The sequence below is a fragment of the Bradyrhizobium sp. SHOUNA76 genome (assembly GCF_023006445.1).
Lineage (GTDB): Bacteria > Pseudomonadota > Alphaproteobacteria > Rhizobiales > Xanthobacteraceae > Bradyrhizobium.
On record NZ_JALBHA010000008.1, the window covers coordinates 40,921 to 55,540 of the forward strand.

Below are 14,620 nucleotides of genomic sequence, written 5' to 3' on the forward strand. Positions count from 1 at the left end.
AGGGAGATCATGTCGTTGTCGCTGTCTTCGGAACAAACGCGAAAAATCCTGTCTAATCCGTCTTTTCGGGAGCTGACCGCCGCACGGGCACGGTTGCGGTGGGGGCTCTCGATCGTCACGTTGCTGATGTTCTTCGGCTTCATCGGGCTGATCTCAGCGGCGTCGTCAGCGCTCGGGAAGAGCATGGCAGGCGGAGCCGTTCCGTTGGGCATGTCGATCGCGCTTGGCATGATCGCCATGGTCGTTGCCCTGACTGGTTACTATGTGCGCCGTTCCAACACGTACTTCGACGGCCTGACACAGCTCGTTCGCCGGGAGTGTGGCCGATGATCATGCGCATTCTGCTGGCCGCCATTGCCGCGACGGTGTCCTTCTCGGCACATGCGCAGGCCACCGCTGTCGTAGCGGGCCGCGATCTGAACTGGGTTGCTATCGGCATGTTCCTGTTGATTGTCGCCGTCACGCTCCTCATCACCTATCGATCGGCTGGTCGAACCAAATCGAAGGCGGACTTCTATACCGCGGGACATGAGATCACACCCCTCCAGAACGGCCTGGCGATTGCGGGGGATTTTCTTTCGGCCGCAGCTTTCCTCGGTATCTCGGCGCTGATCTATGCGACCGGCTTTGATGGCCTCATCTATGCATTAGGCTTCTTGACGGGTTGGCCGATCGTGCTGTTCATGATGTCGGAGCGATTGCGTAACCTCGGCAGTTACACGTTCGCCGACGCAGCGTCGTTTCGTCTTGATCGCACCTCAGTTCGTTTGGTCGCCGCCACGGGTAGTCTCGTGGTCGTGCTGTTTTACCTGATCGCGCAGATGATCGGCGCCGGCAAGGTGATTCAGCTTCTGTTCGGCGTGAACTATCTGTTCGCAGTCGTTGGCGTCGGACTTCTGATGATCGTCTATGTCGCTGTCGGCGGCATGCAGGCTACCACCTGGGTTCAGATCACCAAGGCGCTGCTGCTGCTGATCGGCGGCACCTTGATGGCGCTGGTGGTGCTGTGGCGCTTCGATTTCAGTCTTGGACGCCTATTTGCCGAGGCGAGCCGGGTGCACCCCAAGGGGGCCGCAGTTCTCTCTCCCGGTGGGCTGTTCGCTGAGCCGGTTTCCGCGATCTCGCTTGGACTCGCGCTGGTGTTCGGTACCGCGGGATTGCCGCATATCCTGATGCGGTTCTTCACCGTCAGCGATTCCGCAGGCGCAAGGAAGTCGGTTTTCTACGCGACGACCTGCGTGGCCTATTTCTGCCTGGTCATCCCGCTGTTCGGCTTTGCCGCGATGGTGGTCCTTATGCCGGACGCGAGTTTCTTCAACGTCGGCGCGGGCGGTCAATTCAACAAGATTACCGATCTGATCGGCGGTCCCAATATGGCGGCGGTGCACCTGGCGGGCGCTCTCGGCGGACCAATCCTGCTTGGGTTTATCTCGGCCGTCGCGTTTGCCACCATTCTCGCCGTGGTAGCCGGATTGACGCTCGCCGGCGCCTCCGCGGTGAGCCACGATATTTATGGGCAGGTGATTGCGAAGGGTAACGCGCCGGAGGCACGTGAGGTCATGGTTGCGAAGATTGCCGCGGTGGCGACCGGCATCGTCGCGGTGGGTCTTGCCATCACTTTCGAGAACCAGAATGTCGCGTTCATGGCGGGGTTAGCGCTTTCGGTCGCGGCAAGCTGCAATTTTCCAGTGCTGGCGATGGCGATCTTTTGGCGCGGTACCCACCACGCGCGGTGCGGTTGCCGGCGGCCTGGTCGGGCTGTTCAGCTCTCTCCTGTTCGTGGTGCTAAGCAAGACGGTCTGGGTCGCGGTGTTCCATTTCGCGGCGCCGTTGTTTCCATACGACAATCCGGCGCTCTTCTCGATGCCCCTTGCATTTCTGGTGATTTGGCTCGGTTCGCTGAGTGACCGAACGGCGCGTGCCACGGCGGAGCGGCGCGCGTTTGACGCTCAGTTTGTGCAATCGGAGATCGGCATCGGCCTCTCTGAAGGCAACAACGCGCTGGCGGGAGTTGCACGATGAGCGCCACGATCGACGAGACCCACGATCCGGCGCGCCGCAGTTTTGTGTCGTCCGCAAACGATCCCTCCGGCGACTTCCCCATCCAGAACCTGCCGCTCGGTGTCTTCAGCCGTGGCAAGGACGGGACACGATCCGCGGGGATTGGGATCGGCGACCAGATCCTCGATCTTCATGCGGCGCACAGGGCCGGTCTCCTCCCGGCAGAAATTCCCGAGTGGACCGTCGCCGACTCCTCGCTCAACTCGCTATTTGCGTTGGGACCTCGCGCGTTGCGCACCTTACGAAAGGCAATCAGTGCCGCGCTTGACGCGGGTTCAAGCGGTGAGGCTGCGCGCCGCCGGGCGTCGGACCTGCTGGTCTCAATGGGCGCCTGCACGATGTATCGTCCGACCGCGGTGCCGAACTACACGGATTTTTATGCCGGTATACATCACGCGAAGGCGGCGGGCGCACTTCTCACGCCTGAGAATCCGCTGCCCGCCAACTACAAATGGGTGCCGATTGCCTATCACGGACGGGCGTCTTCGGTGCAAGTCGGGCAGGGTGTTGTTCGCCGACCGATTGGACAGCGGCCGCCGTCGGTCGACGGAGGCACTCCGGGCTTCGGTCCGTGCGACCGGCTCGATTTCGAATTGGAGATGGGTTTCTATCTCTGCGGCGGCAACGAGCTCGGAAGTCCGATCCCGGTTGCGCGCGCAAGCGAACAGATTGTCGGCTATTCACTTCTCAACGATTGGTCGGCGAGGGACGTCCAGCGCTGGGAGATGTACCCACTCGGCCCATTCCTCAGCAAAAGTTTCGCAACGTCGGTCTCGCCGTGGGTTGTCACCGCGGACGCATTGGCGCCGTTCCGCATTCCGGCGATGGTTCGTCCTCACGGGGACCCCCAGCCGTTGAAATATCTGCTCGACGACGATGATCAGAAAAGTGGCGGGCTGGACATAAGCCTGAAGGTTTTTCTTACGACCGAAAAGATGCGGGCCGCAAGGGACGTTCCGGTCGAAATTCTCAGCTCGAACGCCAGATATCTATATTGGACACCGGCGCAGATGGTTGCGCACCACACGATCAATGGATGCAACCTTCTACCGGGGGACCTGATCGGCACCGGCACGATCTCCGGACCTACCGACGCTGAATTGAGCAGCATGCTCGAATTCACTTCTGCCGGAACCCGCCCCATTACGCTTCCCAACGGAGAGCGTCGCGGCTTTCTACACGACGGTGACGAGATCCGATTTGAGGGGCGCTGCACTCGTGAGGGTTTTGCATCCATCGGCTTCGGAGTGTGCGTCGGAACGATTGCGGCATCTCATCAGACGGAGCTTGAAAGCAGGGCGGCCTGATCCGCGCGTGTTAAGCGAAGAGTCGCCCCTCGAGCGATCCGCTCCGAGCGGGTTGGTACTGCCCGGAAGACGGCAGAACAATAGCTAGGAGAGGAACTGCCATGGAAAATTGCCACATGATCACATACGCCATGATCACGATGCCGGACATCGACATGGAAGAGGTCCAGTTTGGGCAACTTCTCGTCGTTCTCGTAGCCTTATCGGTCGCCGTGGTGGGCCGCTTGGCTGCGTTTGTCTTCTGAGCCCCTCATGATGCGGTCGATATCGCCGCAGGGCTCACGCAAAACTCGGCGAGCGAGTGTAGGAGGATAAATTGCGGCCCGCGAGGCGCTACCGAAGCACAGCCTATGCTTGCCTGGTTTATTCCGACCAACAGGAATGGATCGGCGAGACGATTATAGTCCCGTAAGGTCAACGAACTTCCCGCCTGCAGGGTGGTTTCCAATTCCAGACCCTGTATTCGATCGTAAAAGAACAGCCGGATCTGCTCATCTGAGGTGCCGGCCAGCAATAATCTTGTTCGGAGGTATCGCATGAACGCCCAAACTTCCCTTGGAAAAGTCAGCCAGAACGCTCGGGCCGCCGACGAGCGGCTGGTCCGTGAGGACCTCGGTGCGCTGTATCATGTGTTTTTTGATCTAGGCTGGTGCGAACACATCTACAATCACATCACGGCTCGCGTCCCGGGTCCCGAGAAGCACTTTCTGATCAATTCGTTCGGGCTGGCGTACAACGAAGTCACGGCTTCCAATCTCATCAAGATCGATCTTGATGGGAATAAGGTTGTGGACGTTCCGGGTCGTGTCAATGCGCCGGGGTTCACGATCCACTCTTCGGTTCATGCCGCGCGCGATGACGCCCATTTTATCGCCCACACGCACACGACGGCCGGTGTGGCCGTTGCTTGCACGGATGAGGGGCTCTCGCATCACAGCTTCTACGGCGCGATGCTTTACGAGCAAATCGCGTATCACGATTTCGAGGGCATTTCGACGGATCTCGGCGAGCGCGAACGCCTCGTCAGATCGCTCGGCAACAAGAACTACATGATCCTGAGACATCACGGGCTTCTGACCTGCGGGAGGACTGCCGCGGAGGCGCTGTTCCGCATGACGATCCTGCAACGGGCGTGCGAGGCGCAGCTCGCGGCGGCAACGTTCGGGAAGGGCTGGCGGCCGGTGCCGGAAGAGATTTTGCGCCGTACGACGCGACAGATGCAGAGCGAGGTTGCGAAGGGCTTCGACGAAAAGACCGCCTTTGGACAAGATTCGTTCGAAGCCTATCGGCGCGCATTGGACGCAAAGGGTTCGCGTTACAGGGACTAAGAGCGGCACCGGCGCGGTTCGCTGAATGGACCGTGAGGAATGGTGGCCGGACCAAGCGTTCCACCTGATCAAGGCGGTGCAGATCCATGGCGGCAGCGGCTACATCTGGGAGTGTCTTGTTCAGCGATAGCGCATTGAAGGGCGCCCATTTCATTCAGCTCTGCGACACGAATCGTACGCCGCTGCTGTTCCTGCAGAACATTACCGGTTTCATGGTCGGCCGCGAGTACGAGCGGCGCGTTCGGCGTGCTGCCGCTCAGCAAGCGCAGTTGGGACCGAGCGCGGCGCGCCTTTGCTAGGTTTTGTGCTGCTTTCGGCACCGACGCCGCAGCCCGTTCCTACGGTCGTTCTGAGCTACAGTGAATACCCCTTGATGGGATTCGCTGCGCGCCAGCATAATTGTCTCCGCCTCGAAGCGGCGCGCCGCATCAATGAATGGCCGAAGCCCGATCCCGATCTTTCGCTCAACGTGTGTCTGCGCGCTTCAAGCGCGGCCTGTGCCGCCAATGACCGTCGTGTCCTCGATGGTCTCTTCTTCGTCTTGCGATCAATGTGCCCACTTTGCGGACAAGCTTCAGTCGTACACGACCTGCTACAATCGCTTCAGGCCGACAGCGGAGACAAGCAAAGATCAGTTGTGCACGCACGATCCAGCCGGCTTAACGCGCTTCCGCGTCAGCCGCGCTTGCGCTGAGAGGGTGGCTTAAACTCCACGACCTCGTGCTGGTCGCACGGATCAGGTGGCTCATTTTTTTTCACGATTAGCTCAAGCTCGAGAGCCTCGAAGGCGAGCTCATCCGCCATGCGCTTAAACAGCTCGCGCTTTTCCATGTCCGTCGTCCGCTGACTCATCAGCGCAAACTCTCTGGCGTCAGCGCGGACCTTTTCCAAACGTCGTCGGAGGTCCTTCATGTGTGCCGGCTCAGCTTCTAAACTTATCCTCGGCCCGAAGGATCAGTTCGCTTGTTCCGATCGCCCGGGAGTCAACTGCCGAAACTGGATATTGGTTCTATGCGGATCGCCAAATTCGCCGCTCATCATGCTGCGATATCTAGCCACGCTCTGATGAGCCATACCTGTCCGGCTCTCGCCGGATGCATAAAACTACCATACCTGAAAGGGCATGAATGTTCGAAAGCGCACAGACGCGATTGTTGCGCCGGACTAGGCTTGTGAGTGACCCCGGACGCTCGCGAAGCGCTCGGGGCCCAATGGCCTCGGGGGATGCCAATGTGCCGGCTGTGCTGAAGCGGCTCCGTCCGCGAACGCAGTGCTGCCGGCTGCGTGCCGGGTATGAGGCAGGAGCAGGCTCGGCAGATTTCAGATCAAACGATGGTCGTTCTCGTGCGTACATTCCTTCTCATTGTGGGAATATGGCTACTGGTGAACGTTCTGTTCGTTGTAGTTGTCCTGCCCTCGCGCAGACCGGCACCTACTCGGCGAGCAGGAACTCCATCTCCGGTGACGATCAACACGACGGCCCGTCGATCGGACGATCACAACCCACCACTCCTGCGGCGCGGGATGACGCCGGTTGCAATCAGATTTCTTTTCGTCGTCCTCGTCCTTCCAGTCCTTCGAGCGTGGAATGCGGTTAGGCGGCACTTCAGAGGGCGCCACGACTAGACGCGGGCCGTCGCGCGCTCGAGATTCTCGTCGATGTCTTCACTGCGCCGCGGGCCCCCCGAGCGATTCAGCGAGACCATCAGCCAGATCGCCAGCGCGCTCGCTATGCCATGCCTCCAAGCATGGTATGATCCGCGTTCGAGCGATGATGTGAAAAGCTCAGAGCCCCAGGGGTAGCAGCCGGAGCCAGCATTCCCATCCCAAAATGCCGCAATCGGCGCTCAATTTGTCTGCCGCTTTTGGGCTGAGGCCTGATCGATCAGGAAATCGTGCAAATCTCGGCCGCCTCGAAGCTGCGGCCGCAGCCATCGAGGCAGCCTGCCGCGCCCCGACCATGTCTCCGCCGGGTTCTTCGGATTGCGATATTTGGGACGAACGGGCGGGTATGGACGGCGCTTACGATTGAACCGCGTGGCCTCGTTGGCCAGTCCAATCCTGTGGAGCCTTTCCTCCAAATGTGCTTTTTGCACCAACATTTTCTGAGTGAGTTTGGCGGCGACCTCTTGGTGAAGTATCCAGAGCTCGTCAACGGAGAGCGAATTGAAATGCGCGGTGTTCATGGCTTCATCCGAATCTTGGGCAGAAGGCCCAGGCAGACAAGTCGGGAATCCGGGAGCAGACAAGCCGTCAGTTAAATATTGATCGTGCAATCCACATTTAAATGCCAAGGGTAGCAGGGAGAAAGGCGCGACAGTGGTAATATCGTGGCGGAGTGTTTAATTTCCTGCGAGGGGTATCCAGGTATCGTGACATCCACAAGCTCCCCCTCGGACAGTTGCGCGCTTTCGTGTTGGGGAACGAGCGCAATGATGGCGGGCGACGGCGCCGCGGATCGCGGGCGGGAGTGAGGCCCGGCGCAATTCAGGTGGCTCGATGAATCGATCGCGCTGCCCCGTGTTGCACCCCTGGAGTGCCGGACCGGCATATTAATTAGGTAGCCAAGACTACAATTAATTCATCGCGCTGCCCGATTTAAGCCCCATGGGAGCCGTTGTCGCCGCTAAGGCTCGAGCGGGGGTAAGGGCGCACCCGGGAGTTCTCGATGTCCGGTCATTTGCGATTGTACTTCGCCAGTTTGGTCCTTGTCGGAGGTTTTTCGGCGGGGCCTGCGTCTTCCGATCCTCTTGCCGATTTCTTCAATACTGCTAGGTCCCAACCCACGGTAACCCCTCCGCCGCAAGCCGAATGCGTGTCGCGTCCGGGTACCTCGATCACTGGTGGACAGCATTGGGTCTACCGGACGGACGGTCGCCGCAAATGCTGGTTCCTGGCCGAGGGCATCGCGACGGTGAAGAAGCCCATTCGGGCGCGCGTGGCCAAAGACCGCAGCGCCAGTTCGGACGAAAACGGGACGAGGCGGAGCGCGGTCGTCGATGCGCGCGCGGAGTTGCTGCGCTCAGCACCGCCCGAGCAATCTCAGCCGCCTGTACCCGAAATGAAGGTAGCTGATGCCGATTCCAGTCTCGGCACGGGCCCCGCCCTGTCGGCGGCCCCCATTGTCGATCTTCCCAACCAGCTCACGCCCGAACACTCCGTGCCGGGCCAAGTCGACGCTGGGCAGCTTCTCGCCGCCGCGCCCGCCGACCCACCTCAAGATATGCCGCTGGGGGCGCGCACTGCAGAGGCGCGCGACGAAGCGCGCAGCTGGACGACCTGGTTCGGTGTGCTGCTGATGACGCTTGGTGGCCTCTCGCTCTTAAGCTCGAGCCGCACGCTTCGGCACGCGTGGAGATTACGCCACTGAGGTAGCTTAGATACGAGGTACAGCCGCCGCGCGATCGGTGGATTCCACGAGCTGATATAGCCGGACTGCAACACGAACAAAGGTTCCGTGCGCCACACCTAGTTTGGCAGTGCCTTAGACGAGCATTCGAGTACGATGACGGTCGCCTTTGGGATCGGACTGCACTATGCGGTACAAGGTGTTCGTGGTGGACGGCAGCCGGCAGGTGATCTGCGCTGCAAAGCTCGACTGCATTGACGAGCAGGCGGCGAGACGCCGAGCCGAGCAAATGCATGACGAGCACGACGTTGAGCTTTGGGAAGGCAATCGACTCGTTGCGGTGTTCCGAAGTGCAACGTCGAATGGAAGCCGGAGCTAACGCGCGATCCTGAATAGACGTCTCGCCGCCGATTAGTTCGTGAGGCGCCCCGGCCTGGCTGGTTCCCGACATGGCGCAGCGACGTCGCGCCGGAGGCCGGGAGGCGCTGACAAAGCAAGCGGCTGACATTGCGGCGAAACACGCTCAGCTCTCGCCCTAGATCAGATGATGGCGACGGCCGAACTCCGTCGCATAATAGCAGAGCGCGACTAGTGAAGCGCCGCCGCAGACCCCATAGAAAGCGCGACCGGCAGCGGCTGATGATGCACCGCCGAAGGCTGGGCCGATGAAATGCGAAAGGCCGCAGCGCTGTTGTCGCTGCGGCCTGTTTAAGTGAAATATCCACTCAGCCCGGTGGCATGGCGGCCGCTTGTGATTTATCTCGAATGAGTTACTATACAACCTGTTTTAGAAATTTGTGTTTGGATCTACCCGTTCAAGCATTGGATCGATCGTTTCGGCTTATGTGCGTTTGAACAACCGACAAGCTCTGGAGAATATGCGAGACCTTCGGCGCCAGTTGCTTGAACAGCTACAGTCCACATCGGGCGTGAGCCCGACCCACTCGCGAGACGCTTTACTTGAGGATCTCCGAGTGATCGAGGATGGACTGGAGCAGCTCCTGCCGCCCCGAAACGGCTGAGGCAGTGACAAGTGGTCCGTCGGTTCACACTGGTGAGTCGCCGTGGTACCACCTACCACCGCGCCGCGCCGATCGTGCGGAAAGTCGCGGCACTGGCCGCAGGAGCTGCTCCGGAGCGGTGCCTGCGGCCCTCGCATTTTGTGTCGGTGCGGAGCTTCGCTGCTAGAAGCCCCCCGTGACCCGGTGCCTGCTGGTAGCCAATATCTCGATCTAACTCCCGCCGGCCACAACGTCGGCGGATTTAAGCCGCTGTCCGTTGAGATCGCAGTTTCCCGAAAACCGGCCGACGAAGCGCCTGTAAAACACCTTCCGCGCAGTCCACGTCTCGTTGCCGTCCTCGTCTACTAACTCCAAGCTTCGGCCCTCTGCTAGTCGGGGAAGAATTCTTGGAAAGGGAAACCGTTTGAGAGCATGTCTCTCGAAGAACTGTGGCAGCTCCACACTGTCGTCAGTGACGTTCTCGCCGGAGGGCTCGTGGCGAAGAAAGAAGAGCTAGAAAGGCGACTGGAGCTGCTAAACCGAGAAGAGAAGCTCCCCATTAAGCCGCATCAGTGGTCCGCCGGTTCACGCTGGCGGGCCACTGTCGGTTTCAGGGGGGCGGCTTCTCCGCAGGCGAAGAAGTAAGCGAGCGTAGCACTTGTTCAGCTTGCTCCTTGGTCAAACTGGCCGCCTCCGTGATGGGACTTCGTCAGTCAATGAAGCATGCTCCCGATGTGCCCAGCACCTGGCAGGGAGGGGGCATTCATCTTCTAGCTTCTTTCACGGATGTGAATCGCGCCGGGAAAGCATGGCAATGCACCAGAGTTTCCCTGGTGTGGGCCGAGATCAATACAGTGGTGGCTTGTTCATTTCTTGGCTTACTGACCCGCAAAAGTGGCCCCAGCTCCCGGGGGGCAATGGGGAGGAGCTGGGGCCAATCGGGGTCACCCTTGGGGGAACGCATCGGGAAAGCTAGCAACTGGCAAAGCCCTCCAAGCCTCGCCTTAGGTCACCGATCCTTATCGGGTTTGCCGTTGGGGCTGCCGTCACGCCCGCCGTTGCCCCAGCCATTGTTGCCACGATGGCCATGCACCAAGCCGCCGCCGGAATGGGCGATGGCCGTACTGGTGAGAGACGTCGATAGCAACGCTGTGATGGTGGGAGGAGTTACGACGGCAAACTTACCGCAGGCCTTCAGGAATTCCCGCCGATCGTTATCTTCTCGTTCTGTCATCTCACTCTCCGCGCTCTCCGAGGCCACGCGTCCACGTTATATTATTAAGTCGGAAATTAAATAATTAAATTGGTTATCGGTTCAATCACGATATGTGACGGAGGACCGAAGCTTTGGCGCGTCTATTGCGCGTCTCGATAGCCATTGATCGTAAGCCGAGAATTGCCTTCGACCGTAGTCAGGCCGCACGTCGGCACCGCGGCTTCCGCAACCTACACAGACGAAGTGCGGCTCGAGATCGGACATCCGCACCGCGTCAGGCTATCGATCGGCTTCTAGTGCTGTATGTGTCCGCAGTGACAGTAGACCAGCACGGCGCGCACGGCCATCTCGCGCATCTCGCCCAATGTGATTTGGTCCGTCGACCTCTCGCCTGAGTGGGCGCGTGACGTTTGAAGGGAAAGTGCTGCCCGGATCAAACTGAACTCTTAAGAGCCGAAAGGCGGCCCTGCACCAACCGGGTACCGACGCTCTTGCCAGAATCGTCGATGGTAATCCGAACAGCGAGATATCGATCAGTTGCTGCCCTGAGCCTATCGCACGCAATCCCTCAAAGCCATGGCCGGATGCGCGGGCAATCCGTGCATCGAATCGCCCCAGCGAGCCAACGCGGTCAACCTTCGAACCCGGCGGGTCTCTAAACGGTTCTCGCTCTGCCGCTCGGTTTGGTACGCCGTCTTCTGCCGATTGTTCTTGCTTCTACATGTCGGAGCTTACTCCGAAGCTTCTCCACCTCTCTAAGCTCCTCCAGAAGTGCCTGGTGCCGTTCGCTCAGAACAGCACTAGAAAAAATCTGACGCGTACTCGACATCACATGCCTCAGAAAATGACTTGGAGTAAGAAGTCGACGAAAAGCGAAAGACAAAGAACGCCGGACCGAAGCTCAATGAGCTAAAGCCGCAGCCGCCAGATGCTCCCAGTACTCTGCCTCTGCAAGCAGTTTCCAGCTTCTCTCAGGTTGGAGTGCGGCAGTCTGTCGACAAAGCAACGCCATTGCGCGAAAGCGGCGGGCAGCTTCCATTTCGACCTCCCATGTTTTCCCCAAACATATTTTTTAATTTTGCGATGGAGTCATCATGATTATACAGAATAATCAAATTTCTCATTTAATGGCGGTCAATTTGGTTCCATTTATAAGCCGACCGGGAACTGCTTTCGGTTTAAGCTTCACATCCATTTCGAATGCTTGCTCGGCGGGCCCCGCTGCGCGGTAAAGCGAACGAGAAACGTGCGCGGGACAGCAGCACGAGATGCGAAGCTTCGTGCGCGAGCATCGCTAGTCAGAAATCCCAACCGAGGCCTCTTCTCGCCGCACTCCAGGACACATGCGCCGGCTACCGAGCCATAACCCAGCCATTGGATTGCGTCAGCGGTCTGGCTACGCGGCTCGCTTGAGTCCGCGATGGTCTCACGCTCCGGAATGTGCGCCCGGGCGACAAGCCGACGAGGGTGACCAACAACGCATTGCGAGATTGTCATTCTCATGCCTCGTCCTCGCAGACAGTGCTGAGTTTCGGCTCCAATGGCTCCGTGCGACTGCCGATTTACGAAGCAAGGATCATCTCGCGGACCGAGTGCATCGTGGAGACAAGCCGTAAAATTCCGGTGTCGTCTCGCAAGGAGGGGCGCAAGAGCCTCCTTGTTATTGATTTCGATGCATTAATTATTAAATTTGAAGAATAAATAAAAAAATGGACTGACGCTTCAATTTAAAATAGGTTTGATTTAATCAGGAGGGAATGATCGTGGCGCTTCTTGATCACGGTTGTCGCTTCTGAAGCCGCGAATATTGAGGAATCAATAATTGCCAACGTGGAGGTCAAGCACCGGCCACGGTGGGCAGGGGGAACCGCTAGTTCTTTTGCGTAACTTGGCAGGGATTTGTCGCTGGCGGCGGACCTATCGCCGTCCGAGCGAGCGCTACCAATTTGCGTGAATTGTGATTTTGCGGTGACGCTCTCTGCTCTGCATTGGCAGACGAGGGTTGCGAATGACGTGCACGCATTTTGTAGCAATGTTCGGCCGGGCTCGCGCAATTTCGAATTCTTCTCCGTCAGTTTGCGATCGTTCGATCCAGCCAGGTTTGCGGTTTGCAAACATGGCGGCTGCCAGGCGCGCGACCGTGCACGCGACATCCGCTCGCAAGCTCGGAGCGACTCCAGCCCCAAACTGGCTTGAGCGGCACATGTTCTCTTTGCACATTTTCGAAGCGCTGAGCAGGACGGCAGGCATGCTGGGCAGCTCGGCATTTTTCTTCAGCAGCATAGGCAAGGCAACGGCCGATCATCCCCGCGCCATTGTGCAATTTGTGCCGGTCCGTGAATGCGGACGGCGCATCACCCAGAGGATTTAAGCTATGGCGACGCAGACAACGGGCGGCGGCAGCACGGTTTCGTTCGGCAATACTCCGCAAGCCAACACGGACAGTTTCTCGTTTACGGAGGACGCCAGCAACATTCTCATCTTGAACGTGCTGGCAAATGACCTTGGGGGCGCGGCCAAGACGCTGTTCTCGCTGGACGACGGCACGAGCGCCTCCGCGTCCACCAAGAGCTACGCACCTGCTGATCTGCTGGTGAAGGATGTGGCGTACAGCAGTGACGCAGCCGGCATGGCCGGGACCAGTGACCGCAGCGCGCTCGGTGCCCGCATCTGGATCGAGTCGGACGGCACGATTCATTACGACAAGGGTGACATCAACGCTCAGCTTCAGGCGCTGGCGACCGGGCAAACGCTGACTGACACATTCACGTACGCTATCCAGCTGGGCAATGGCACGCTCAGCTGGGCGACCGTGACACTCCAGTACAATGGCGCAAACGATTCGGTCTTCATCACATCAAGTCCGCAGAGCGGCTCGGTGGTAGAGGACGCGAATGCCACACCGGATCTCTCGGATTCGCAGAGCGCGGCCGGCACTATCAGTTTCAACGACGCCGATCTCAGCGACACGCATTCGGCCTCGTTCGCGGCGGCCTCTTCCAACACCACTTCACTCGGCACTTTCTCGCTCGACCCCGTGAACGAGGCGGCCAATGCTGCCAATGGCGCGGTGCAGTGGCACTACAATTTGAACAACGCGGCTGCGCAGTACCTCGCTGCAGGCCAAACCGCCACCGAGAGCTTCGTGGTGACGATCAATGATGGTCACGGCTCAACAGCCACCCAGACGGTGACGGTCACGGTCACGGGTACCAACGACATCGTGTCGATCACCTCGGGTGTCCAGAGCGGCGCGGTGGTGGAGGACGCCCCGTCGACGCCAAGTCTGTCGGACTCCCTGGCTGCCGCCGGTAGCATCAGCTTTAACGACGTAGATCTGAGCGATGGGCATACCGCAACGTTTGTCGCCGCGCCAGGCAACACTACCGCGCTGGGCACTTTCTCGCTCGATCCGGTGAGCGAGGCGGCCAATGCTGCCAATGGCGCGGTGCAGTGGCACTACAATTTGAACAACACGGCTGCGCAGTACCTCGCTGCAGGCCAAACCGTCACCGAGAGCTTCGTGGTGACGATCAATGATGGTCACGGCTCAACAGCCACCCAGACGGTGACGGTCACGATCACGGGCACCAACGACATCGTGTCGATCACCTCGGGTGTCCAGAGCGGCGCGGTGGTGGAGGACGCCCCGTCGACGCCAAGTTTGTCGGACTCCCTGGCTGCCGCCGGTAGCATCAGTTTTAACGACGTAGATCTGAGCGATGGGCATACCGCAACGTTTGTCGCCGCGCCAGGCAACACTACCGCGCTGGGCACCTTCTCGCTCGATCCGGTGAGCGAGGCGGCCAATGTCGCCAATGGCGCGGTGCAGTGGCACTACAATTTGAACAACACGGCTGCGCAGTACCTCGCCGAGGGCCAGAGCGTGACCGAGCGCTTTGTGGTCACGGTCAATGATGGTCACGGATCGACCGCCGCCCAAACTGTGACGCTCACGCTGACCGGGACCAACGACGCGCCGGTTGCGGTTGCCGACACCAACTCGGGCAACGAGGACACCACCATCACCGGGACGGTCGCGAGCAACGACAGCGACGTCGATGACGGGGCGACTCTGAGCTACAGCCTGAATGCGCCGGTTGCCGGCCTGACGCTGAACGCGGACGGCAGCTACAGCTTTGATGCCGGAAATGCGGCCTACCAGCACCTGGCGGAGGGCGCGACGACGGCCGTGGTGGCGAACTACACGGTCACCGACGAGCACGGCGCGACGTCGACCTCGACGCTGACGCTCACGCTGACCGGGACCAACGACGCGCCGGTTGCGGTTGCCGACACCAACTCGGGCAACGAGGACACCACCATCACCGGGACGGTCGCGAGCAACGACAGCGACG

General features: G+C 59.7%; 10 protein-coding genes and 2 pseudogenes. 9 read left to right on the plus strand and 3 right to left on the minus strand.

All coding sequences use genetic code 11. The features are described from left to right. The first annotated feature begins 9 nt into the window (after nucleotides 1-9). The 6 genes and pseudogenes from MOV74_RS02535 to MOV74_RS02555 form a co-directional block, all read left to right on the plus strand. Complete coding sequence (locus MOV74_RS02535; protein WP_246917494.1) at nucleotides 10-330, plus strand: DUF485 domain-containing protein; 321 nt, start codon at nucleotides 10-12, stop codon at nucleotides 328-330. Continuing rightward, nucleotides 327-2,022 (plus strand): annotated as a pseudogene (gene actP, locus MOV74_RS02540) (cation/acetate symporter ActP). The gene MOV74_RS02535 and the pseudogene actP overlap by 4 nt, the downstream one beginning before the upstream one ends. After that, entirely contained in the window at nucleotides 2,019-3,368 is a 1,350-nt protein-coding gene (fahA, locus tag MOV74_RS02545) for a fumarylacetoacetase (RefSeq protein WP_246917497.1), read from the plus strand. Before actP ends, fahA begins: the two are co-directional and overlap by 4 nt. A 116-nt stretch (nucleotides 3,369-3,484) precedes the next feature. Further along, complete coding sequence (locus MOV74_RS40725) at nucleotides 3,485-3,613, plus strand: hypothetical protein (protein WP_258719485.1); 129 nt, start codon at nucleotides 3,485-3,487, stop codon at nucleotides 3,611-3,613. Between the two features lie 291 nt (nucleotides 3,614-3,904). Continuing rightward, complete coding sequence (locus tag MOV74_RS02550; RefSeq protein WP_246917500.1) at nucleotides 3,905-4,696, plus strand: class II aldolase/adducin family protein; 792 nt, start codon at nucleotides 3,905-3,907, stop codon at nucleotides 4,694-4,696. Between the two features lie 104 nt (nucleotides 4,697-4,800). Beyond that, nucleotides 4,801-4,929: pseudogene (locus tag MOV74_RS02555) on the plus strand (carboxyl transferase domain-containing protein); the annotation flags it as partial. Between the two features lie 442 nt (nucleotides 4,930-5,371). Here MOV74_RS02555 and MOV74_RS02560 read toward each other — a convergent pair. Next, nucleotides 5,372-5,608, minus strand: coding sequence for a hypothetical protein (locus tag MOV74_RS02560; protein WP_246917503.1), 237 nt, complete (start codon nucleotides 5,606-5,608; stop codon nucleotides 5,372-5,374). A 935-nt stretch (nucleotides 5,609-6,543) separates the two neighbouring features. Next, entirely contained in the window at nucleotides 6,544-6,882 is a 339-nt protein-coding gene (locus MOV74_RS02565) for an H-NS family nucleoid-associated regulatory protein (protein ID WP_246917506.1), read from the minus strand. A 482-nt stretch (nucleotides 6,883-7,364) separates the two neighbouring features. Here MOV74_RS02565 and MOV74_RS02570 point away from each other — a divergent pair, with 482 nt between their 5' ends. Further along, a complete protein-coding gene (locus MOV74_RS02570; RefSeq protein ID WP_246917509.1) occupies nucleotides 7,365-8,066 on the plus strand; it encodes a hypothetical protein in 702 nt (233 codons plus the stop codon). 1,989 nt (nucleotides 8,067-10,055) lie between these two features. Here the strand turns inward: MOV74_RS02570 and MOV74_RS02575 are convergent. Further along, nucleotides 10,056-10,280 (minus strand): hypothetical protein, encoded by a 225-nt coding sequence (locus MOV74_RS02575; RefSeq protein WP_246917512.1) that lies wholly within the window; start codon nucleotides 10,278-10,280, stop codon nucleotides 10,056-10,058. A 2,185-nt stretch (nucleotides 10,281-12,465) separates the two neighbouring features. Between MOV74_RS02575 and MOV74_RS02585 the strand changes: the two genes are divergently transcribed. Both MOV74_RS02585 and MOV74_RS02590 read left to right on the plus strand, forming a co-directional pair. Next, nucleotides 12,466-12,633: a hypothetical protein gene (locus MOV74_RS02585; RefSeq protein WP_246917515.1), complete on the plus strand. Its 168-nt coding sequence runs from the start codon at nucleotides 12,466-12,468 to the stop codon at nucleotides 12,631-12,633. Between the two features lie 3 nt (nucleotides 12,634-12,636). Then, the coding region (locus MOV74_RS02590; protein ID WP_246917518.1) for a VCBS domain-containing protein at nucleotides 12,637-14,620 on the plus strand (1,984 nt) is incomplete at its 3' end.